A 20098-nucleotide genomic window follows, 5' to 3' on the forward strand; every position below is an offset into this window, starting at 1 on the left:
AAAACGTATGGATGGTGTGATCACTCTGGGGGATGTACGAGAGGATGTGCCCATGACGACGCCTGAGAGTGCTTCGAGCACCCAGAGAGACGAGGACGCCGTCCGCCGTTACGTGGAGCACCTGGGCCTCACGCTTTCCCAGATCGGGATGCAGCGGATGCCCGCCAGGGTGTTCGCCGCGTTGATGACCACCGACGCCGGCCGCCTCACCGCGGCCGAACTGGCCGACCAGCTCTCGGTGAGCCCGGCCGCGATCTCGGGGGCCGTGCGCTGGCTGGAACAGATCGGCCTGGTCGCCAAGGAACGCGAGCCCGGCTCGCGCCGCGACCACTACCGGCTCTTCGACGACCTCTGGTACGCCACCTTCATGAAACGCGACCGCATGATCACCCTGTGGCGCGACGCGGCCGACGAGGGCGTTTCGGCGCTGGGCGAGGGCACGCCGGCCGGCGAGCGGGTCGCCGAGATGCGGGACTTCCTGAGCTTCATGATCAAGGAGCTCAACGACATGTACGCGAAGTGGCACGAGATGCGGGCCGAAAAGGGCAAGTAGGCCAGAGGCTCGCCCAGCCGTAGCTGCTTCAGTGCTTCCGACGGCCCGGCGTCGAACTCTCATGTCGTGAAGGGTCCCTTTGAGACCTTCACCGTCTCAAAGGGACCCTTCACGACATCCCCACGGACCCGGGCCTGCCATCAACCGCAGCCGGAACCACGTAGGTACCTAAGCCACCTTCGGGTTCTAACCCGAATCACCCCTCACGAGGCCAACGCGACCACCAACGTCGCCGCCAGCCTCTCCGCCCACCGGTCCAGCTCTTCCGCGGGCGGCTCGCGGTCCTCGAAGGACGCCAGGAACGCGTACTGGAAACAGGCGCCGAGCAGCAGGGACGCCGACGCCTCCAGATCCGCGTCCTCGCGAATCCTGCCGAGCCGGGCCTCTTCCCCCAGGTACCCGATGACGCGTCCGAGCGGGACGTCCGGCCCGCCGTCCCTGCTCATGACCCGTTCCCGATGGGTCGCCAGCAGTTCCCGCGAGGAGAACAGCGACACCGCGATCGGGAAGCTCTCCAGATAGAACGACAGCGTGATCCGCGCCAGCCGCGCGAGGTTCGCCCCGAGCGGGGTGTCCGATGACGTCCCAGCGGTCTTCATGAGCTCGTCCAAGGTCGTCCCGAGCGCGGGCAGCCGCTCGGTGAGCACGCTCATGAAGATCTCGGTCTTGTCCTTGAAGTGCTTGTACAGCAACGCCTCCGAGTAACCCGCAGCCCGCGCGATGGCCTTGGTCGTGGCGTGCGCGTAGCCCTGCTCGCGCATCACCTTCGCCGCCGCGGCGACGATCTCCTCGCGGCTTCCCATATTCGCTCCTGAGGGCTTCTCAGCGTTCGCTCGACAAGTGGTGGGTGAACACTCACCATAGTGGGTGAGTGTTCACTAACCCAGAAAGGCGTGACCATGAAGCTCACTGTTCTCGGTGCCACGGGCGGGGTCGGTTCCGAAGTCGTCAAGCAGGCGCTGGCCGCCGGGCACCACGTCACGGCGATCGTCCGCGACCCGTCCCGGCTCGAGGTCGAGGGCGAACTGCTGGAGGTGGTCGTCGCCGGGCTGTCCGAGCACGGCGCGCTGACCGAAGCAGTGTCCGGACGTGACGTGGTGATCTCGGCGCTCGGCGCCCGTGACCGGACCCCGACGACCGTCGTCACCGACGGGGCGCACGCCGCCGTCGCCGCGCTCGGATCGGCGGGGACCCGGCGGCTGCTCCTGGTGAGCGCCAGCGGCCCGTTCGTCGACGGCGACGCCTTCTTCACCAGGAACGTCGTCAAGCCGATCCTGGGCAGGGTCCTCCGGCACGCCTTCGCGGACATGATCGCCGCCGAACGGATCGTGCGCGCGAGCGATCTCGACTGGACGATCGTGCGCCCGCCGCGGCTGCTGAACGGGCCGCACACCGGCGCCATCGCCGCCCGCACCGACGGCAACGTCCGTGGCAGCTACAGCATCAACCGCGCCGACGTCGCCGATTACCTGCTCCGCGCGGCCGCGGACGACTCTCTCGTCCACCAGACCGTCTCGATCGCCCACGGCTGATCCCGCAACCAGTCACCTACTTGCGCTTGTTGCGTGCGCGACTTTCCGCAAGTAGGTGACGAAACGCGGAAGTAGAGTCGCGGGGTGATCAGCCGTGCGGTGGTGCTCGCCCCGATCCTGCTCGCGCAAGCCGTCCGGGTGCGCCGTACGACGCCAAGGCTGCCCGGCGCCGCGGGCCCGGTCACCGGCCTCGTGCCGGGCGACGGCCGTCCGGTGCGGCTCGCCGTGCTCGGCGAGTCCACTGTGGACGGCGTCGGCGCGGCGACGCACGCCGAAGGGCTGACCGGACGGCTCGCGGACGAACTCGCGCGGGACGGCCACGCGGTCGCCTGGCAGGCACTCGGCAAGACCGGAGCCAACGCCCGGGTGGCGCGCGAGGAGCTGCTGCCGCTGCTCGAACCCGCCGACCTCGTGGTGATCGCATTGGGCGTCAACGACACGATCGAACTGCATTCGGCCGCGCGCTACCGGCGTGACCTGCTCGACCTCGTCGTCTCCCTGCGGCGCCGCGCCGGGCGGGTCCCGGTGGTGCTGGCAGGCGTGCCGCCGATGGGCCGGTTCCCCGCGCTGCCGCGTCCGCTGCGGGACGTCCTCGGCGCGCGGTCGGCCGCCCTCGACGCCGCGGCCGCGCGGCTGGCGTCGCTGCCCGGCGTCGTCCACGTCCCGATGCCCGCCGCGATGCTGGATCCGGCGACCTTCGCCGAGGACCGCTTCCACCCCGGCCCCGAGGGGTACCGGCGCTGGGCCGGACAACTCGCGGACGTGAGCCGTCGGCTACTCAGCGGCACATTTCACCGGTAAAACCGCTGATCAGGTCACTCTCCTGCCACAGATCGAGAAATTTCCGCGAAAAAGCTGGCTCTGCGTGTATCTGGTGGCAGCCTCGTTGCGTCCTATGGAGCAGTCGAGGAAATGAGGGACACCCGATGACGACCGAGACCAACACCGCGCCCGTCGACGACGAGGCCACGGCCACCGAAGACCTCGAAGAGACCCCGAAGCCGGGCCCGATCACGGCGCCGGTCCCGCCCCGTCCCGGCACGAGCCCGGACGGCAACTGGGACCCGCACGGCACCGAACCGCCGGTGAACTGAACTAACACAGACAGGTGATGTCCGGAGGCCGAGGGGGCCTCCGGGCATCACCTCCGGGTGCTCCTTCGGGGGAGGGGGACGCCCGGACGCGGGCCCGTTGGGGAGCGGGCCCGGGGGAGGGAAAAAAGGGCCGGCCGGTGCGCAGTCCACACCTACTCGCGCCGGCCGGTGCCTTTGTCCTCGCCCCCTATCGACGGGATGACCGGAAACCCGACAAAAAAGTTAGTGACTTGATGTATCCCAGAGCCTCTTGCACGCTCCTTCTCCCCGAAGGGCCCGCGATACTGCCAGCGCCGACACGAAGACACGTCCGAAGTGGGGCAGATACGGTGACCGACGTGCAAACGACCGAGGTAGACCCGCCATGGGAAGGACTGACCGGTGCCGACCTGCACGCCGCCTGTATGCGCGCGGCCCGGGCCGGTGACCGCCAGGCGATGGACAGACTTGTGCACGAGCTGACCCCGCTCGTGTGGCATGTCGCGCGTGCGAACGGGCTCGATCGCCTGACCGCCGAGGACGTGGTCCAGACGGTGTGGCTCGCCCTCTTCAGCCAGCTCGACAAACTTCGTGACCCCAAGGCGCTCGCCGCCTGGTTGATCACCACCACCAGACGTGAAGCACAGCATCCTTTCGGCCGCCGCGCCCAGCCCGTCCCGCTGACCGACGAGCTGGCCGAAAGCATGGAGAGCACCCATCCGGCTCCCGAGGAGGAAGCCGTCCGCGCCGACCGGGATCGCCGGGTCTGGCGCGCCTTCCTCCGCCTGCCGCACCGTTGTCAGCAGCTCCTTCGGCTGACCGTGCTCGCCGGGCGGGCCGAATACCAACTGGTCGCCGAAGCACTCCGTATGCCGCGCGGAAGTGTCGGCCCGACCAGGGGCCGTTGCCTCGAATCGATGCGCGACCTGCTGGCCCACGAAGGGGGAAGCCGATGAACGACCTCGGGACGCCGGGGGAGATGACCTCCCCGGGCGATGAGGACCTGCTCGCCGATATCGGGCGCTTCATGGATGAATTGGACCCGCCGCCGGGAGATCTGGTGCAGCGGGTTCAGTTCGCGCTCGCGCTCGAAAACCTCGACGTCGAGGTCGCCCGCTGGGAACGGATGGACGCCACGGCAGGCGTCCGTGGCAGCGACACCGGCACGATCACCTTCACCGTCAGCGACCTGACCGTGATGATCAACCTCACCAAGATCGGCAAGAAACACCGGATCGACGGCTGGCTCGTGCCCGCCGGCGAGTACGGAGTGGAGGTTCGCGTGGCCGAGCACGGCACGAGTTCCACCACCGCCGACGAGGGAGGCCGATTCGTGCTGGACAACGTCCCCCAGGGCACCACCCAGATCGTGATCCACCTCGGCGACGTGACCTGTCGCAGGACCGTCGTGACCCCCACAGTGGTGCTCTAACCGGACGGCTGTTCCGTTATGCGGCGTGGGTGTGCTCCCATAGTGCGTGTGCCCGCGTCGTCTCCTCCTGCCCTCGATCCCGTAGCCGAGGAAGCGGCCGAACTCCATCGCCGAGCGAGGGCCGCCGCCTCGGATCACGGGCTCAGCAGACCGATACGGCTGCTTCGGCGCGCGCTCGCGCTACTCGGTCCGGTGGACGCGGATCTGGTGCCCCGGCTGGAGATCCGGGTCCGGATCCTGATCAGCCTGGCGGCGGCCGAGGCGGAGTTCGTGTCCCAAGAGGACGGTTTCGCCCGGCTGGACGAGGCGGAACGCATCCGGCTCCTGCTGCCGGGTGGCGATGTCCGCCACGAGCTGCGATTCGTCGTCGGGCTTCAGCGTGCCGTCGTCCTGATGCGAGCCGGACGGCTGGAGGAGTCGCTCGCGCTCAACAACGCCTTCCTCCCCGGGCTCGCCGCCGAGGCGGGCAAGTACAGCGCGGTGCTCACCAGGTCACTGGTGAACCGTGCGTGGCTGCATCTGGAAATGAGCAACCCGGACGCGGCGTACCGCGACCTCGTCGAGGCGTCGGATCTCGCTGTCGAGCACGGACATCGGTTGCTGGAAGGGAAGATCCGGCACAACCTCGGTGATCACGCACAGCTGCTCGGGGACATCCCGGAAGCGCTCCGGCACTACGAGCAGGCGGCCGCGATCTTCGTGACCGACGGCCCCGGCTCACTGCCGCTCGTCCGGCTAGACCAGGCGAAGGCGCTGCTCACCGCGGGCCTCGCCGAAGAGGCCGCGCGACATCTCGACGACGCCATCCCGGAACTGCGGCACAACGGCGCGGTGCACCTCGTCGCGGAGGCGGAGGTCGCCAGGGCCGGTGCCGCCATCCTGGAACGCGACTACCCGCTGGCGAAGAAGCTCGCGGCGTCGGCACGGCGGAGCTTCCTGCGGCGTGGCAAGGGCCGCTGGGCGGAGATCGCCGCGTTGACCCGGCTCCGCGCGGACGCGGTGAAGGTGCTGGCGGACCGGGAGAAGAAGCCGTCCGCGAAACTGCCGGGGCGGCTGGCCGATCTCGCCATCCGGCTGGCCGGACTCGGTCTGCGCGACGAAGCGGGCGCCGCCAGGATGTTCGCGGTGCGGTTGCTGATCCGTCGCGAAGAGACGGTCGCCGCGCAGGAACTCCTGGCGCAGGTACCGAAACCGCGGCAGACGACGCCGATCGACCACCGGATGCAGCTGCGGTTGTGCCGGGCCGAACTCGCGGTGGCGTCGGATCGGCCGCGTTCGGCGCTCGCGCAGGCGCGGGCCGGGCTGGCGGAACTCGGGCAGATCCGCGACCGCATGGGCGGGCTCGACCTCGTCTGCGGGACGGCGGCCCACGGCGAAGAACTGGGCAAACTCGCGCTGACACTGGTGCTCAAGAAGGCGAGGCGCAGCGGCGCCGGGGCGAAGAGCCTGTTCGCGTGGCTGGAACGCACGCGCGCGCAGGTGTACCGCTACGAACCGCTCCCGGTCATCGAAGATCCGGCGCTCGCCCGGCACATCAACGAAATGCGGCACGTGCAGGGGACGATCCAGGCGCGGCGGCTGTCCGGCGAACCGGTCGGGAAGCTCGAAGAACGCTACGACCGGTTGCAGCAGGAGGCGACCCGGCTCGGGTGGTACACCAGCCAATGGGGTCGTCCGCGGCCGGTCTCGACACCCGAAGAGGTGGTGGAGCGGCTCGGTGATCGCGTGCTGGTCAGCCTCATGGGGTATCGCGACACCCTGTACGCGGTGGTCGTCGACCGCGGCCGGTTCCGGCTGCTGAAGCTGGGGCCGCTCGCGGAGATCGTCGAGACCGCACGGCAGTTGCACGCGGACCTCGACGCGCTGGCCCCGGACAACCTGCCCGCGCCGCTGGTCGAGGTCGTCACCGGTTCCGCGCGGCGCCGGGCGGACAAACTGGACACGTTGATCTCGGCGTCGCTGGCGAAAACGCTGCAGAACCGTGAGCTGATCATCGTGCCGATCGGCTCGCTGTACGCGTTGCCGTGGGGTGCTTTGCCGTCACTGCACGGACATCCGGTGTCGATCGCGCCGTCGGCGACCGCATGGGTGAGCGCGTCGGGACGGCGGAACTCCGGTCCGGTCCTGCTCGCCGGCGGGCCCGGTGTGCCGGGTTCGGTCGGTGAGGTGCGCAACCTGCGGACGGTGTACCCGGACGCCAGGCTCGTCGACGGGAAGGACGCGACCAGCGACGCCGTACTGTCCGCTTTGGACGGTTCCGGGATGGCGCACCTGGTCGCGCACGGCGCGCACGAACCGGCGAACGCGTTGTTCTCGCGGCTGGAACTCGTCGACGGACCGTTGTACGCGCACGAAACCGCGCGGCTCGCGAAGCCGCCGGAACGAGTGGTGCTCGCCGCGTGCGAACTCGCGATGAGTCACATCCGGCCCGGCGAGGAGGCGCTCGGTTTCGCCGGGACGCTGCTCGCCAGCGGATCGCGGACGGTCATCGGCGCGATCGCGCGGGTCGGGGACAAGGCCGCCGCCGAAGCGATGGCCGATCTGCACCGGCGGCTGGCCTCGGGGACCGCGCCCGCACTGGCACTCGCCGAAGCGACCGCCGCCGACCCGCTGCGGCGGCCCTTCCTTTGCCTCGGCGCGGGCTGACTTTCGCCGCATGGGATGTGGCGAAGGCTCCCTTCGCGTCCGATGCGGCTATGGCGTCCTTCAGTTCCCCACAGGACTTGTCCACAACCATCACCACCTGTGGACAACCCCGCCGACCAGCCCTTCCCAGCGCCCATCGCCGGTAGACTGGACTCGGGGTCGCCCCCCTTGGGAAGGGCGGGGGGTGGGGTCAGGCGCGTTCGGCGTGTTTCACCAGGCGGGTGGCCAGGATCGAGATCACCGTGCGCAAAGCGGTGCGGACGGCGACGCCGGTGCCGGGCAGCGGTTCGGTGAATCGGCCCGTCCACCGCAGATCCGTGCCGCCGGAAGCGTTCGGCGTGAACGAGACTTCGGCGCGGTAATCCTTCAGTGGCGCGAGGCCCGCGAAGCCGTAGACGTGCTTTCGGTCCTGTTCGTACTCCAGCGTCTCCTCGTGGAGATACACCGGCCACAGGCCGACGGCCCGGACGGCGCCCACCCCGTCCGCGTCCGGTTCCCGCGCCCAGCGCGAGTGGAACACCACCGGCTTCGCCCATTCCGACCACCGGGAACCGTCGGCCTCCAGCGCGAACAGGGAAGCGGGCGAGGCGCTGCTCGTCCGGTTGATCTCGAAGGAGTACGTCTTGCCCATGTGGCGACGATAACCGCTCCGGCCGCCACGGATAAGTCAAGATAGGGGCGTGAGCACGTCGCGCCGCGAGATCGCCGCACCGCATTGGCTGGTGCAGCTGCTCCGCAGCACGCCGGTTCCCATTCCGTGGAACATGGTCGCCCGCGCCGTCCTCGCCCTCGCCGTACCGCTCGCCGTCGGCTACGCGCTCGGCGACATCGGTGTCGGCGCGCTCATCTCCACCGGCGCCCTGCCCACCGTCCTTTCCGAATCCGCCGGCCCGTACCGCTACCGCGCCCGCCGGCTCGGCGGCGCCACCGCGGCCGCCGCCCTCGGCTACTTCGCCGGGCTGATCACCGGCGGCGTCCCGGCCGCGTCCATCCCGGTCGTCGTCGGGGTCGCGGCGGTGTCCGCGCTGATCAGCGCGGCGGGCAGCAACGCGTCGGTCGCCGGGCTGCAGATGTTCGTCTTCTGCGTACTCGGCACCGGCCAGCACGTCACCGGCCTGCGCGTCGAAATCCTCCTCGGCTACTTCTGTGTCGGCGCCGCCTGGAGCCTGCTGATCGCGCTCGCCACCTGGACCTTCCGCGCCACCAGCCCCGAACGCGGCGCCGTCGCGCACGTCTACGTCGAACTCGCCGCGATGCTGTCCGCGACCGACGAAGCCACCTCCCGCGTCGCGCGCCACCAGCTCACGACCGCGATGAACACCGCGTACGACCGGCTGCTCACCGCGCGATCCTGGCTCTCCGGCCGCGACGCCACCTACCGCCAGCTGCTCAACCTGCTCTCGGCCAGCACCCCGGCCGTCGAGGCGTCGGTCGCGATGGTCAACGCCGGCCGCCGCGCCCCGGAAGACGTGATCGACCACTTCATCGCGACCTCGGCCGCCGTGCTCGCGAACCAGGAACTGCCGGAGCCTCCCCAAGCGCCCGAAGACGCCGACCCGGTCCTCGCCGCGCTCTACGCCGGACTCGCCCGGATAGGCAAGGGCGACAACCGGAAACGGCGCGAGGTCCAGCCGTGGCACAAGCGGCTCCGCGGCTGGGCGGGTTCGCTCGTCTCCGGTCCGCTCACCTGGTTCGCCGCGCTGCGCCTCACGCTGTGCGTCGCGATCGCCGAAGTCGTCGCGCTGCTCGTCCCGTTCGAACGCTCCTACTGGATCACGCTCACCGTCGGCATCGTCCTCAAACCGGACTTCGGCTCGGTCTTCGGTCGCGCCGTGCTGCGCGGCATCGGCACGGTGATCGGCGTCGGCATCGGCGCCGCCGTGCTCGCCGCGGGCGGCGAAGGCCGGCTGCTGGTCCTGCTGATCGCCGTGTTCGCGGGTGGCATCGCGGTCGGCAAGGTCCGCAACTACGGCATCCTCAGCGCCTTCGTGACGCCGCTGATCATCCTGCAGATGGACCTCGCCAGCACCGGAAGCTGGGACGTCGTGCTCGCGAGGCTCGTCGACACCGTGCTCGGCTGCGCGATCGTCCTGCTCTTCGGCTACCTGCTCTGGCCGGGCAGCCGACGGCCGCAGGTCGGCGGACGGCTCGCCGACAGCCTCGACAGCCTGGTGAAGTACGTCGACAAGGGCCTCGTGCTCGCGCCGTCGGGCGAAGCGCGATTGGAACGCTCACGCGCCCGTCGCCGCGCCTACCGCGCGCTGGCCGACCTGCGGACCGCGTTCCAGCAGGTCGTCGTCGAACCCTCCGCCGCCGGACGGCAGGCCGTCGCCTGGTGGCCGGTGATCGCCGGACTCGAACGCGTCGCGGACGCCGTCACCGAGGTCGGCGTCACCCTCGGCCGCGGCGCCCCCGCCCCGGCCGACGCCGACATCGCCCTCCTCACGGCCGCCCTCACCGAACTCGCGGCCGCCGTCCGCGAGGAACGGGACCCGGCTGAGATGCCGATGCCCGAAAGCGAGCAGCTATCCGGCGTCGTCGACCAGATCGGCGCGGCCTTCGACGCCGTGCGCGGCCCCGACCTCGTCGAACGCGCGCCGCTGCGGCTGGTCCGGCGGTTCCTGCCGTACCACCGCCGCGCCTGAGCGTCAGCCGAACCGGATGTGCTTGACGCTCGTCCACTTGCGACGGACGAAGCCCCGCAGCGCGGTGTCCGTGTTCGGCGCGAGCGTCAGCCCGGCCGACGCGGCGACCCGATCGGCGACCTGCGCGACGGTGAGCGTGTCCGTATGGATGTGTTCGCCGAACTCGACGCCGCTCAGCCGGTCCAAGCAGAGGTCGAGCTTCGACACCGCGAAGCTCTCGCGTTTCGGCGGGACGCCCTTCCGCCGCACGGAGTGGACGATGCCGCGTTCGCTCAGCCGTCGCAGCACGGTCTCGCGCCGGGCCAGCAGCGCGAAGTGCCGGACGTCGTGCCCGCGCTCCCGCAACCCGCCGACGATCTCCTCGAAGTACCGCGGCTCCACCAGCGTCATCGGCACGACCACCGGCCCTTCCTGCTTGCGGAGTACCAGGTCGAGTACCTCGAAAACGCCCTGGCGCCACGCGGACAGGTCCTGGAAGTCGGTACGCAGCCGCGGCGGCATCATCCGGTGCAGGCCGAAACCCGCGACCTCGGGATCGGACAGGACACTGCCGGGCAAGCGCCGGTGCAGTTCGTGCGCGGTCTGCGTCTTGCCACCGCCGAACGGGCCGTTGATCCAGACGAGCATGGCGCCGACCCTAGCGACGCACCCACCCGGGTGGGGGAGGGTGAGCATCGTCTCGAACTAATGTTCGAGTTTTCACGCATAATCGACGCATGCTCGACACTGGTGACACGCTGCCGCCGGGGCCGCGTCACCTGCACATGGTCCGGCCCAACCAGCCCGTTTGGGTCGATCTCAAGCTGGTGTACCCGGTCGGTGCGGCGAAGACCCGTCTGTCCGACGGCCTGGACCTGACCGCCACGGTCCCCGGGCTGCTGGGGATGTGGCGGGCGACGACGACGGCGCACTGGGTCGGCTGGGTCACCTTCCAGCTGGGGCCGGTCGGCCGGGGCGGTACGACGCATTCGCAATGGGTGCTGGCCGAGGCGCTGCGGCCGCGCGAGGAACGGAACACTTGGTCGGGTAGCTACCCCTCCGAGCGGAGACGATGATCTTCCCGTTCCGTGGACGGTGTTGACCGCACGCCAAAAAGCGCCCACGATGACCCCGTGTCCGTCCATTGGGAGTCCGCGCCGACACGTTCGGCCGGCGAAGGCGTTGCCGCATTGCTCCTGCGCCGTGGACGGTTGGGTTCTCCGCCCGCCTAGCTCCTCATCTCGCCAAGTCATCCGACGGTGAATCCAGGGAGCAAGTATGTCCATCGCACTGCCCGACCGTGTCCGTCTCCGCCCCGCGACCGTCCCCGACGGCGGGATCCTCGAAGGGCCGCGCCTGCTGCGGCGCCTGCCGGAGGGCGTCGAAGAACGCCCGTACGAACTCTTCGCACTGCGACCGCTGGGACGGCTGATCGGTGCCGAGATCGGCGGCGTCGACCTCGCCCGGCCACTCACGCCCGCTCTCCACGCGGAGCTGAATCGCGCGCTGCTGGAGTGGAAGGTGCTGTTCTTCCGCGATCAGGACATCACTTCGGCGCATCAGCGCGCGTTCGCCGCCAACTGGGGTGAACTGGAGACGAACCCGTTCATCCCGAAGGGCGAGACCGAGGACACCACCCGGTTCGCCCGGTCGGCGAGCATGCCCGCGTTCGAGAACATCTGGCATGTGGACGTCACGTTCCGGCCGGCGCCGGCGCTCGGTTCGGTCCTGCGGCTGATCGAGGTCCCGCCGGTCGGCGGCGACACGATGTGGGCCGACATGGCCGCCGCCTACGACAACCTGCCGGAAGAGATCCGTGAACGCGTCGACGGGCTGACCGCGGTGCACGACTACATCCCCGGCTTCGACCGCTTTTCCGACCCGGAAGTGTTGCTGCGTCACCAAGACGCCTTCCCGCCGGTCGAGCATCCGGTCGTCCGCACCCATCCGGAGACCGGGCGGCGCACCCTCTTCGTCAACCAGGCCTTCACGACCCACATCGTCGGCATCGACCGCGACGAGAGCGACCGGCTCCTGCGGTACCTGTTCAGCCGCGCGCACGTCCCGGAGTTCCAGGTGCGCTTCGCCTGGCGGCCCGGTTCGGTGGCCTTCTGGGACAACCGCGCCACACAGCACTACGCCGTCAACGACTACCACCCGCACGCGCGGGTGGTCGAACGCGTCGCCATCGTGGGCGACCGGCCGTTCTGAGCGTCCCCGTGACGGGTGATCGCCGGGGCGGGTTCGCCGGTACCTGTGTGACGATGAGGCCATGGGCATCAACTTCGATGAATTGAAGAACAAGGCCACCGACGCTCTCCGTGAGCACAACGACAAGATCGAGGGCGGCCTGGACAAGGCGGCGGACTTCGCCAAGTCGAAGTTCTCCGGCCACGACTCGCAGATCGACTCCGGTGTGGACAAGGCGAAGGGCTTCATCAACAAGTTCGACGACACCCCGGACAACCCGCCCCAGCAGGGCCAGCCGCAGCCGCCGCAGGGCCAGTAGTCCTTCGCGATTCGGCACCTAATTGCGATCGTTGCGCGTGCAAGGACCGCAATTAGGTGCCGAATTGCGTCAGGAGACGTCGCCGATCGCGGTGTCGCCGTCGATCGCGGTGATCCGGCCGCCGCGCTCGCCGAGCGCGATCAGGCCGTCGCGCGCGTCCGGAGCGGTCAGGCTGACGCGCACTCCCGCGCGTTCCGCGTCCTTGGCGGACGCGAACGCTTGCGCCCCTTCGTTGCCCGCGTTGACCGTCACCGCGAGGCCACCCGTCGAAGCCAGCGAACCCCGCGCGGCACCGAGCCGTCCGAGCGCCTCGTCGACGATCGGCAGCAGCGCGTCCCGGTTGCCCTCGGTCATCGCCCGCACCAGCGCCGGACTCGAACCGGCCACGCGCGTGCCGTCCGTGTAGGACCCGGCGGCCAGCGCCATCGCCAGCGGACCGCCCTGCGCGCCGATCGTGGCCAGGATGGCCGCGAAGATATGCGGCAGATGCGAGATCCGCGCCACCGTCTCGTCGTGCGAGTCCGCGGGCAGCGGCACCACGTGCGCGCCGAGGTCCAGCACCAGCCGGGCGACCTCGGCCCACGCCGTCAGATCGGTGTCGTGCTCGACGCCCAGCACCCACGCGGCACCATCGAACAGCGCCGGGTCGCTCGCCTTCCAGCCGGAGTTCGCCGTCCCGGCCATCGGATGCCCGCCGACGAACTTCGCGTACGGCGCGCGGCGGCGGACCGAGTCGAGCACCGGGCCCTTCACGCTGGTCACGTCGGTGAGCACGCAGTGCCCGGCGACCCGCGAAACGGTCCGGAGCACCTCTTCGACCGCGGGCAGCGGCACCGCGAGCACGATCATCGCGTCCCGCTCCGCCGCCTTGCTCAGCGCCGCCTCGACCTGCGTCGTCACGTCGAAACCCGCTCTGCTGGCGGCGTCCGCGTCAGCTTCGGAGGTCGTCGCCCCGAACGTGGTGCGGCCGATCGAATGCGCCGCGCGCAGCAGCGACCCACCGATCAACCCGAGCCCGATCACGCATACGTCCCGCACAAGGGTCCATCCTGCCATCTACGAGGCCACTCGTCAGAGAACGGCGGCGAGGCGGGTTCCCTGATCGATGGCCCGTTTGGCGTCCAGTTCGGCCGCGACGTCGGCGCCGCCGATCAGATGCACCGGCAATCCGGCCGCCCGCAGGTCGTCGGCGAGATCGCGCACCGGCTCCTGGCCCGCGCAGACGACGACGGTGTCCACGTCGAGCAGACGCGGCTTGTCACCGACGGTGATGTGCAGGCCGTCGTCGTCGATCCGGTCGTAGGTGACCCCGGTGAGCTGTTCGACGCGTTTCGCCTTCAGCGCGGCCCGGTGCACCCAGCCGGTGGTCTTGCCCAGCCCCGCGCCGATACCGGACTTCTTGCGCTGTAGCAGGAAGACCTGCCGCGGCGACGGCTCGACCTTCCGCTCGGTCAGCCCGCCAACGGCGTGCTCGGGATCGGTGACCCCCCATTCGGCCATCCACGCGTCCAGATCGAGCGCGGGGGAGGTGGTGTGCGTCAGGAACTCGCTGACGTCCACGCCGATCCCGCCCGCGCCGATCACGGCGACCTTGCCGCCCACCGGTTTCCCGTGCCGGACGACGTCCACATAGGACAGGACCTTGGGGTGGTCGATACCCGGGAGCGACGGCACCCGCGGGGTCACGCCGGTGGCCAGCACGACCTCGTCGAAGCCGGCGCCGGCGAGATCGGCGGCGGTCGCACGGGTGCCGAGATGGACCTTGACGCCGGTGACCTCCAGTCGTCGCGTGTAGTACCGGATGGTTTCCGCGAACTCCTCCTTGCCGGGGATCTTCCGCGCGATCCCGAACTGGCCGCCGATCTCGTCGTCCGCCTCGAACAGTTCGACGGCGTGCCCGCGCTCGGCGAGGCCGGTCGCGGCCGCGAGCCCGGCGGGACCGGCGCCGACGACGGCGACGCGTTTGGTCTTCCGGGTGGGCGAAAGCGTCAGCGTGGTCTCGTGGCCCGCACGCGGATTCACCATGCACGACACGAGTTTCCGCTTGAACGCGTGGTCGAGGCAGGCCTGGTTGCAGGCGATGCAGGTGTTGATCTCGTCCTCGCGTCCGGTCTCCGCCTTGCGGATCCACTCCGGGTCGGCGAGGAACGGCCGCGCCATCGACACCAGGTCCGCGTCACCGCTCGCCAGCGCCTCCTCGGCGACCTCGGGCATGTTGATCCGGTTCGACGTGACCACCGGGATCCCGACGTGCGGTTTGAGCTTCCCGGTCACCCAGGTGAACGCCGCGCGCGGCACGGACGTCACGATCGTCGGCACCCTCGCCTCGTGCCAGCCGATGCCGGTGTTGATGATCGTCGCGCCCGCTTCTTCGACCTCCTTGGCCAGTGCGACGACGTCTTCCCAGCTTTGGCCGCCTTCGACGAGGTCCAGCATGGACAGCCGGTAGATGATGATGAAGTCCTCGCCGACCGCCTCACGCGTGCGGCGCACGATCTCGACGGCGATCCGACGGCGGTTTTCCGCGCTGCCGCCCCACTTGTCGGTGCGCTTGTTGGTGCGTTCGGCGAGGAACTGGTTGATGAAGTAGCCCTCGGACCCCATGATCTCGACGCCGTCGTAGCCCGCTTCCTTGGCCAGAAAGGCACAATCGGCGAACGCGCGGATCTGGCGCAGTACGCCGTACCCGGAAAGGGCCCGCGGTTTGAAGGGGTTGATCGGCGCCTTGATGCCCGACGCGGAGACGCTCAGCGGATGGTAGGAATACCGGCCCGCGTGCAGGATCTGCAGCGCGATCTTGCCGCCCGCCTCGTGCACCGGATCGGTGAGTCGCCTGTGCGCCTTGGCTTCCGCGCGCGTCGAGAGCTTCGACGCCAGCGGCAGGAGCCAGCCGGTCCGGTTCGGTGCGAACCCGCCGGTGACGATCAGCCCGACGCCACCGCGGGCGCGTTCGGCGTAGTACTCGGCCAGTTGCGGGAAATGCGCTTCCTTGTCCTCGAGGCCGGTGTGCATCGAACCCATGATCACCCTGTTGCGCAGGGTGGTGAAGCCGAGATCGAGGGGGGACAGCAGGTTCGGGTACTGGCTCATCGCTGGTCCTTACGCATCGTGGTGGAATGCCCGGAGGACTTCTTCGAGCCATTCGACATGGCCCTGTTCGGTTCGGATTCCTCCGCGCAGCACGAGGAACTGGTGCAACGACTGTCCACTGAGGATGCTGGGGTCGGGGAAGTCGTGCTTCTCGATCAGCAGGTACGCGTCGAGCTGTGCCGCGTGCGCGTCGCGATGCCGGGTGACCTCGGCGGCGACGGCGGCCGGATCGCCGAGTGTCGCGCCGCGGATCTTCACGGCGAGTTCCCTGGCGGTGGCCGACGGATCGGGTTCGGCGAGCCAGCGGGCCAGTTCGGCTCGCCCCGCGTCACCGACGGTGTAGACCTTCTTGTCGGGTTTCCCGGATTGCGCGACCTGGTCGACGGCGACCCAGCCCGCCTCCTCCATCCGCTTGAGGACGCGGTAGATCTGCTGGTGGGTGGCGTTCCACCACAGTCCGATGGACTTCTCGAAGCGACGCGTCAGCTCGTAGCCCGAGCCGGACCGCTCGGACAGCGAAACGAGGATCGCGTGCTCCAATGCCATGCACCTAGTTTCATATGCACCTAGTTGCACTGCAAGGCGATGTGGGTCACAAGCGCGTGAAGGGGTCGTGAGTGGCGATTCGGGTTAGAACCCGAATCGCCACTCACGACCACCTGTACCGCTACGGCTTGCGGGCGATACCGCCGATGACGCGCGACTCCGAAGGCGTCGCGGCGAAGATCGTCTTCTCGTCCGGATGCCACGCCGGCGCGTAGACCAGTCCCGGCTCCAGCAGCGGCCAGCCGCCGAAGAACCGCCGGAACTCGTCCATGGTGCGCAGGAAACCGGGGTTCGTCGTGGTCTCGTAGTACTCGAGGATGTCGAGCAGCGCCTGCCGTTCCTCGTCGTTGGCCGGGTTCTCGTTGGTCATCTGCGAGAGCACCAGCAGCGAACCCGGCGCGAGCCGGTCGCGGTAGAAGTCCAGCAGCGCGTCCGGATCCTGCTCGTCCTTGATGAAGTGCATGACCGCGTTGATCACCAGCGCGACGGGCTCCCGGACGTCGATGATCCCGGAGTCCATCACCCGTTCCCACAGGTCCTCGGGGTCGAACAGGTCCGCGGCGATCGCGTGGTGCCGGTCCGGGTCGGCGGTGTCGGCGAGCAGCAGCGTCGAATGCGCGAGGGCGATCGGCTCGTTGTCGATGTAGAGGACGTGCGTGTCCTCCTGCGGCCGCGCCACGTCGGCGACCTCGTGCACGTTGCCCACCGTCGGGAGGCCGGAGCCGATGTCGACGAACTGACGGATGCCCAGTTCGGCGCAGTGCCGCACGGCCCGGCCGAGGAACTGCCTGCTGGTCTTGCAGTAGTCGCCCATGAGCGGCAAGCGCTCGCGCACCTTCTCGGCGAAATTGCGGTCGATGGCGTAGTGCGTGTCGCCGCCGATGAAGTAGTCGTAGACGCGGGCCGCGGACGGCCGGTCCAAGCTGTTCTCGACGGCCTTGAGCGCCGCGTCGTGATCGATCATCGTCATCCCTTTGTCCGCGCCGGAAATTCCATGCTAACCGGCCGGGACGTAGGCCTCGCGGTAGGCGTTCACCGATTCTGTCAAGCGATCGAGTTCCGCGCGGGTGCGGGCGAGACCGGCCGCGTCGAGGCCCATCGCGTCGCCGATGATCTTCGGGATGCCGGTCGCGCGCTCCCGGAGCCGGGCGCCGTCGTCGGTCAGGCTGACGCGAACGGACCGTTCGTCGTCGGCCTGGCGGTCACGTCGGACCAGTCCGGTCTTCTCCAGCCGTTTGAGCAGGGGCGACAGCGTGCCGGAGTCGAGGTTCAGCACGGTGCCGAGTTCCTTGACCAGCCGCTCGTCCTCCTCCCAGAGCGCGAGCATCACGAGGTATTGCGGGTAGGTCAAGCCAAGGTCTTCGAGCACCACGCGGTAAAGCGCGGTCACTGCCCGCGATGCCGCGTAGAGCCCGAAGCACAGCTGATCGTCCAGGCACAGCGAGCCTGTGTTGTCCGTTGGCATCGGTCCTCCTCGTCTCATGGTGCGTCGATCATGCCTCAGCCCGCCACTTGAGTGGCCTAAATCTCATTGGGCACATTTAAGTTGTGCACAACTGAGTTGGGGGCTACCTTCAACTTGTCGACTTCGCTCCCAGGAGGCAGAAATGACCGCCAACCCGCACAACGTGGCCCTCGAACCCGCCGCGCAGGCCTTCGTCGAGGCCACCGCCAACCCGCCCTTCCTCTTCCAGTTGCCACCGGAAGAGGGCCGCAAGGCCGTCGACGAGGTGCAAGGCGGTGACGTCGAACTGCCCGCCGCGGACGTCGAGACCACGCACGTCGACGGCGTCGAGGTCCGCATCGTCCGCCCGCGGGGCGTCACCGGTCCGCTGCCCGTGATCGTCTACATCCACGGCGCCGGCTGGGTATTCGGCAATTTCCACACCCACGAGCGCCTGGTCCGCGAGCTCGCCGTCGGCGCGGGCGCGGCCGTCGTCTTCCCCGAGTACGACCGCTCGCCGGAGGCGCGTTACCCGGTCGCCATCGAGCAGAACTACGCCGTGGCCAAGTGGGTCGCCGAGCACGGCGCCGAGAACGGCCTCGACAGCACGCGGATCGCGATCGCCGGTGACTCCGTCGGCGGGAACATGACCGCCGCGCTCACCCTCATGGCGAAGCAGCGCGGCGACGTCACCTTCCGCCAGCAGGTGCTCTTCTACCCGGTCACCGACGCGAACTTCGATACCGAGTCGTACAAGCAGTTCGCCGACGGCTACTTCCTCGCCCTCGAAGGCATGAAGTGGTTCTGGGACCAGTACACGACCGACCCGGCGCAGCGCGCGGAAATCACCGCGTCGCCGCTGCGCGCGAGCCTCGACGAGCTGGCGGGCCTGCCGCCCGCGCTGGTGATCACCGGCGAGGCCGACGTCCTGCGCGACGAAGGCGAGGCGTACGCCGCGAAGCTGCGTCAGGCCGGAGTTCCGGTGACGGCCGTGCGATACCAGGGCATCGTCCACGACTTCGTCATGCTCAACACGCTGCGTGGAACGCACGCCGCGGAAGCCGCGATCACGCAGGCGATCGGGGTGCTGCGCACCGCACTCGAAGACTGATCGGTTGTCCAGGGTGACACGCGTCACCCCGGACAACACTTTCCGGTGGCCGCACGTCTCTTGATCCAGATGTGGGAAGTGCGGTGCGGGGGCGTGCCGCCGCCGGAGAGGGACACGATCGCCATGGGACTGGGACTGAGTGCCATCCGGCTCGATTCCACACTGAACCTCGTCATCGTCGTGGTGCTGACGCTGCTCGCGATCGTCGCCGTGCCGTTCCTCTGGGAACGCTGGCGCCGCAAGGTCCTCGGCCGCAGCACCACGATCCTCGCCGCGGTGGTGCTCGTCGTGGTCAGCACCGCGATGGGCGGGAACATGATCGGCGGATTCTTCCCGACGGTCGGCGCCCTGTTCGGCACCGGCGCCTACTCGGGGGAGAGCGTCGACGCCGTCGCCGGCCAGAACGGTTCGGACCTCGACAAACTGCGGGACGCCGGGGCGATGCGGGCCAAGGAGGGCAAGGGATCCGTCGTGCACATGACGGTGACCGGCAAACGCACCGGCCTCACGCGTGATGTCTCGGTGTACTTCCCGCCCCAGTACTACGATCCCGCGTACCGGGCGCTCAAATTCCCGGTCATCGAATGGATCCCGAACTACCCGTCCGGCCCGGAAGTGGTCACCGGCCCGTACGAACTGCCCGCCAAACTGGACGCGGCCATCGCGAAGCACGTGCTCCCGCCGACATTGGTGATCATCCCGGACCCGACCGGGAAACCGAAGGTCGGCCACGACACCGAATGCATCGACGAGGTCGACGGCACCGCCAACGACACCTACCTGACCGCCGACATCCGCGACTGGGCGATCGAGAAACTCGGCGCCAACCCGCAGCGGAAGGCGTGGACGATGGCGGGCTGGTCCTCGGGCGGATACTGCGCGATGAACCTCGTGACCCGGCATCCGCAGTGGTACGGCCAGGCGGCGAGCGTCAGCGGCTACTACAAGGCTTCGGTGGACGCGGAGACGGAGAACCTGTTCAAGGGCAGGCAGGAAATCGCCGACGCGAACACCGTCACGGTGAACCTGCAGAAGCATCCGTCGCCGGTCGACATCCTCGCGATCGCGGGGGACAAGGAAAGCTTCGAGAGCTTCTCGATCGACCAGATCCAGGCGGCCGTCCGCGCGCCCGCGACGCTGTCGTCGTGGCGGATCCCGGACGCCGGGCACAACATGAACACCTTCAAGGCGCAGGTGCCCGACGTGCTGGCGTGGATCGGCGCGCGGACCGTGCCGCCGTGCGCGCCGCAGGACAAGAAGATCATCACCAACGGCGGGGTCACCCCGTGGCCGCTGCCCGACACCGGCGCCAAGGGCGCGCTGGTCGACGTCGTCGAGTAGTTGTTGAGGGGTAAGCAAAGGTGGCAGGTTGCGAAAGCCACTTTCGCAACCTTCAACGTTGCGAAAGTGGGGCGGTTTCAACTGGTTGTTGCAAGTAGTGCTTTGTCGAGTGCTTGTGCTGGTGTGAGGAGGTCGAGGGTAGGGCGTGGTCGGGTGTTGAGGCGTAGGGCGATGGCGTCGCAGTGGGTTTGGGTGAG

The 20098-nt window shown here is 69.1% G+C and carries 21 protein-coding genes; 13 read left to right on the forward strand and 8 right to left on the reverse strand.

The genetic code is table 11. The features are described from left to right. Positions 1-52: 52 nt before the first annotated feature. On the forward strand, positions 53-553 hold the full coding sequence (locus DL991_RS03200; RefSeq protein ID WP_125780727.1) for a GbsR/MarR family transcriptional regulator: 501 nt from the start codon (positions 53-55) through the stop codon (positions 551-553). A 203-nt stretch (positions 554-756) separates the two neighbouring features. Here DL991_RS03200 and DL991_RS03205 read toward each other — a convergent pair whose 3' ends face one another. After that, on the reverse strand, positions 757-1356 hold the full coding sequence (locus DL991_RS03205) for a TetR/AcrR family transcriptional regulator (RefSeq protein ID WP_125780729.1): 600 nt from the start codon (positions 1354-1356) through the stop codon (positions 757-759). 96 nt (positions 1357-1452) lie between these two features. On the opposite strand from DL991_RS03205, the gene DL991_RS03210 reads away from it, so the two are divergent. The 6 genes from DL991_RS03210 to DL991_RS03230 all read left to right on the forward strand — a co-directional run bounded on the left by DL991_RS03210 (position 1453) and on the right by DL991_RS03230 (position 7236). After that, a complete protein-coding gene (locus tag DL991_RS03210) occupies positions 1453-2085 on the forward strand; it encodes an NAD(P)-dependent oxidoreductase (protein ID WP_125780731.1) in 633 nt (210 codons plus the stop codon). Positions 2086-2169: 84 nt separating this feature from the next. Then, on the forward strand, positions 2170-2886 hold the full coding sequence (locus tag DL991_RS03215; RefSeq protein ID WP_125780733.1) for an SGNH/GDSL hydrolase family protein: 717 nt from the start codon (positions 2170-2172) through the stop codon (positions 2884-2886). A 125-nt stretch (positions 2887-3011) separates the two neighbouring features. Next, positions 3012-3179, forward strand: coding sequence for a hypothetical protein (locus tag DL991_RS42860; protein ID WP_199746221.1), 168 nt, complete (start codon positions 3012-3014; stop codon positions 3177-3179). A 329-nt stretch (positions 3180-3508) separates the two neighbouring features. Next, positions 3509-4114 carry an RNA polymerase sigma factor gene (locus DL991_RS03220; protein WP_101611873.1) on the forward strand — a complete coding sequence of 202 codons (606 nt, stop codon included), beginning with the start codon at positions 3509-3511 and terminating at the stop codon, positions 4112-4114. Beyond that, positions 4111-4590, forward strand: a complete 480-nt coding sequence (locus tag DL991_RS03225; RefSeq protein ID WP_125780735.1) for a carboxypeptidase regulatory-like domain-containing protein — start codon at positions 4111-4113, stop codon at positions 4588-4590. Before DL991_RS03220 ends, DL991_RS03225 begins: the two co-directional genes overlap by 4 nt. Before the next feature lie 42 nt (positions 4591-4632). Further along, entirely contained in the window at positions 4633-7236 is a 2604-nt protein-coding gene (locus DL991_RS03230; RefSeq protein WP_125780737.1) for a CHAT domain-containing protein, read from the forward strand. 190 nt (positions 7237-7426) lie between these two features. Here DL991_RS03230 and DL991_RS03235 read toward each other — a convergent pair whose 3' ends face one another. Next, on the reverse strand, positions 7427-7867 hold the full coding sequence (locus DL991_RS03235; protein ID WP_125780738.1) for an SRPBCC family protein: 441 nt from the start codon (positions 7865-7867) through the stop codon (positions 7427-7429). Between the two features lie 49 nt (positions 7868-7916). On the opposite strand from DL991_RS03235, the gene DL991_RS03240 reads away from it, so the two are divergent. Further along, positions 7917-9881 (forward strand): FUSC family protein, encoded by a 1965-nt coding sequence (locus DL991_RS03240; protein WP_125780740.1) that lies wholly within the window; start codon positions 7917-7919, stop codon positions 9879-9881. 3 nt (positions 9882-9884) lie between these two features. Here the strand turns inward: DL991_RS03240 and DL991_RS03245 are convergent, their stop codons facing one another. Then, positions 9885-10508: an AAA family ATPase gene (locus tag DL991_RS03245; protein WP_125780742.1), complete on the reverse strand. Its 624-nt coding sequence runs from the start codon at positions 10506-10508 to the stop codon at positions 9885-9887. A gap of 89 nt (positions 10509-10597) precedes the next feature. Here DL991_RS03245 and DL991_RS03250 point away from each other — a divergent pair, with 89 nt between their 5' ends. The 3 genes from DL991_RS03250 to DL991_RS03260 all read left to right on the forward strand — a co-directional run bounded on the left by DL991_RS03250 (position 10598) and on the right by DL991_RS03260 (position 12369). After that, on the forward strand, positions 10598-10936 hold the full coding sequence (locus DL991_RS03250; RefSeq protein ID WP_125780744.1) for a hypothetical protein: 339 nt from the start codon (positions 10598-10600) through the stop codon (positions 10934-10936). 202 nt (positions 10937-11138) lie between these two features. Next, entirely contained in the window at positions 11139-12071 is a 933-nt protein-coding gene (locus tag DL991_RS03255) for a TauD/TfdA family dioxygenase (RefSeq protein WP_125780746.1), read from the forward strand. A 61-nt stretch (positions 12072-12132) separates the two neighbouring features. After that, positions 12133-12369, forward strand: coding sequence for an antitoxin (locus DL991_RS03260; RefSeq protein ID WP_125780748.1), 237 nt, complete (start codon positions 12133-12135; stop codon positions 12367-12369). Between the two features lie 69 nt (positions 12370-12438). On the opposite strand, the gene DL991_RS03265 is transcribed toward DL991_RS03260, so the two are convergent. The 5 genes from DL991_RS03265 to DL991_RS03285 all read right to left on the reverse strand — a co-directional run bounded on the left by DL991_RS03265 (position 12439) and on the right by DL991_RS03285 (position 17470). Beyond that, on the reverse strand, positions 12439-13425 hold the full coding sequence (locus DL991_RS03265) for a prephenate dehydrogenase (protein WP_255431309.1): 987 nt from the start codon (positions 13423-13425) through the stop codon (positions 12439-12441). A 15-nt stretch (positions 13426-13440) separates the two neighbouring features. After that, the gene (locus DL991_RS03270) at positions 13441-15459 is read right to left on the reverse strand and encodes an NADPH-dependent 2,4-dienoyl-CoA reductase (protein ID WP_125780750.1); all 2019 of its coding nucleotides are present in this window, start codon (positions 15457-15459) and stop codon (positions 13441-13443) included. 9 nt (positions 15460-15468) lie between these two features. Continuing rightward, positions 15469-16005, reverse strand: a complete 537-nt coding sequence (locus tag DL991_RS03275) for a PadR family transcriptional regulator (RefSeq protein WP_125780752.1) — start codon at positions 16003-16005, stop codon at positions 15469-15471. A gap of 121 nt (positions 16006-16126) precedes the next feature. Then, a complete protein-coding gene (locus DL991_RS03280) occupies positions 16127-16975 on the reverse strand; it encodes an SAM-dependent methyltransferase (protein ID WP_199746222.1) in 849 nt (282 codons plus the stop codon). A 27-nt stretch (positions 16976-17002) separates the two neighbouring features. Beyond that, the gene (locus DL991_RS03285; RefSeq protein WP_125780754.1) at positions 17003-17470 is read right to left on the reverse strand and encodes a MarR family winged helix-turn-helix transcriptional regulator; all 468 of its coding nucleotides are present in this window, start codon (positions 17468-17470) and stop codon (positions 17003-17005) included. A gap of 142 nt (positions 17471-17612) precedes the next feature. On the opposite strand from DL991_RS03285, the gene DL991_RS03290 reads away from it, so the two are divergent. Further along, positions 17613-18560, forward strand: a complete 948-nt coding sequence (locus DL991_RS03290) for an alpha/beta hydrolase (RefSeq protein ID WP_125780756.1) — start codon at positions 17613-17615, stop codon at positions 18558-18560. A gap of 123 nt (positions 18561-18683) precedes the next feature. Then, positions 18684-19901, forward strand: a complete 1218-nt coding sequence (locus DL991_RS03295) for an esterase family protein (protein ID WP_125780758.1) — start codon at positions 18684-18686, stop codon at positions 19899-19901. Positions 19902-20098 lie beyond the last annotated feature (197 nt).

It is taken from the genome of Amycolatopsis sp. WAC 01375 (assembly GCF_003947325.1).
Classification (GTDB): Bacteria; Actinomycetota; Actinomycetes; order Mycobacteriales; family Pseudonocardiaceae; genus Amycolatopsis.

What these genes read in the sequence shown, in the direction of transcription:
- DL991_RS03200 (WP_125780727.1), top strand. Translation starts at nt 53, where the DNA reads ATGACGACGCCTGAGAGTGCTTCGAGCACCCAGAGAGACGAGGACGCC.
- DL991_RS03205 (WP_125780729.1), bottom strand. Translation starts at nt 1,356, where the DNA reads ATGGGAAGCCGCGAGGAGATCGTCGCCGCGGCGGCGAAGGTGATGCGC.
- DL991_RS03210 (WP_125780731.1), top strand. Translation starts at nt 1,453, where the DNA reads ATGAAGCTCACTGTTCTCGGTGCCACGGGCGGGGTCGGTTCCGAAGTC.
- DL991_RS42860 (WP_199746221.1), top strand. Translation starts at nt 3,012, where the DNA reads ATGACGACCGAGACCAACACCGCGCCCGTCGACGACGAGGCCACGGCC.
- DL991_RS03225 (WP_125780735.1), top strand. Translation starts at nt 4,111, where the DNA reads ATGAACGACCTCGGGACGCCGGGGGAGATGACCTCCCCGGGCGATGAG.
- DL991_RS03235 (WP_125780738.1), bottom strand. Translation starts at nt 7,867, where the DNA reads ATGGGCAAGACGTACTCCTTCGAGATCAACCGGACGAGCAGCGCCTCG.
- DL991_RS03245 (WP_125780742.1), bottom strand. Translation starts at nt 10,508, where the DNA reads ATGCTCGTCTGGATCAACGGCCCGTTCGGCGGTGGCAAGACGCAGACC.
- DL991_RS03250 (WP_125780744.1), top strand. Translation starts at nt 10,598, where the DNA reads ATGCTCGACACTGGTGACACGCTGCCGCCGGGGCCGCGTCACCTGCAC.
- DL991_RS03255 (WP_125780746.1), top strand. Translation starts at nt 11,139, where the DNA reads ATGTCCATCGCACTGCCCGACCGTGTCCGTCTCCGCCCCGCGACCGTC.
- DL991_RS03260 (WP_125780748.1), top strand. Translation starts at nt 12,133, where the DNA reads ATGGGCATCAACTTCGATGAATTGAAGAACAAGGCCACCGACGCTCTC.
- DL991_RS03265 (WP_255431309.1), bottom strand. Translation starts at nt 13,425, where the DNA reads ATGGCAGGATGGACCCTTGTGCGGGACGTATGCGTGATCGGGCTCGGG.
- DL991_RS03270 (WP_125780750.1), bottom strand. Translation starts at nt 15,459, where the DNA reads ATGAGCCAGTACCCGAACCTGCTGTCCCCCCTCGATCTCGGCTTCACC.
- DL991_RS03275 (WP_125780752.1), bottom strand. Translation starts at nt 16,005, where the DNA reads ATGGCATTGGAGCACGCGATCCTCGTTTCGCTGTCCGAGCGGTCCGGC.
- DL991_RS03280 (WP_199746222.1), bottom strand. Translation starts at nt 16,975, where the DNA reads ATGACGATGATCGATCACGACGCGGCGCTCAAGGCCGTCGAGAACAGC.
- DL991_RS03285 (WP_125780754.1), bottom strand. Translation starts at nt 17,470, where the DNA reads ATGCCAACGGACAACACAGGCTCGCTGTGCCTGGACGATCAGCTGTGC.
- DL991_RS03290 (WP_125780756.1), top strand. Translation starts at nt 17,613, where the DNA reads ATGACCGCCAACCCGCACAACGTGGCCCTCGAACCCGCCGCGCAGGCC.
- DL991_RS03295 (WP_125780758.1), top strand. Translation starts at nt 18,684, where the DNA reads ATGGGACTGGGACTGAGTGCCATCCGGCTCGATTCCACACTGAACCTC.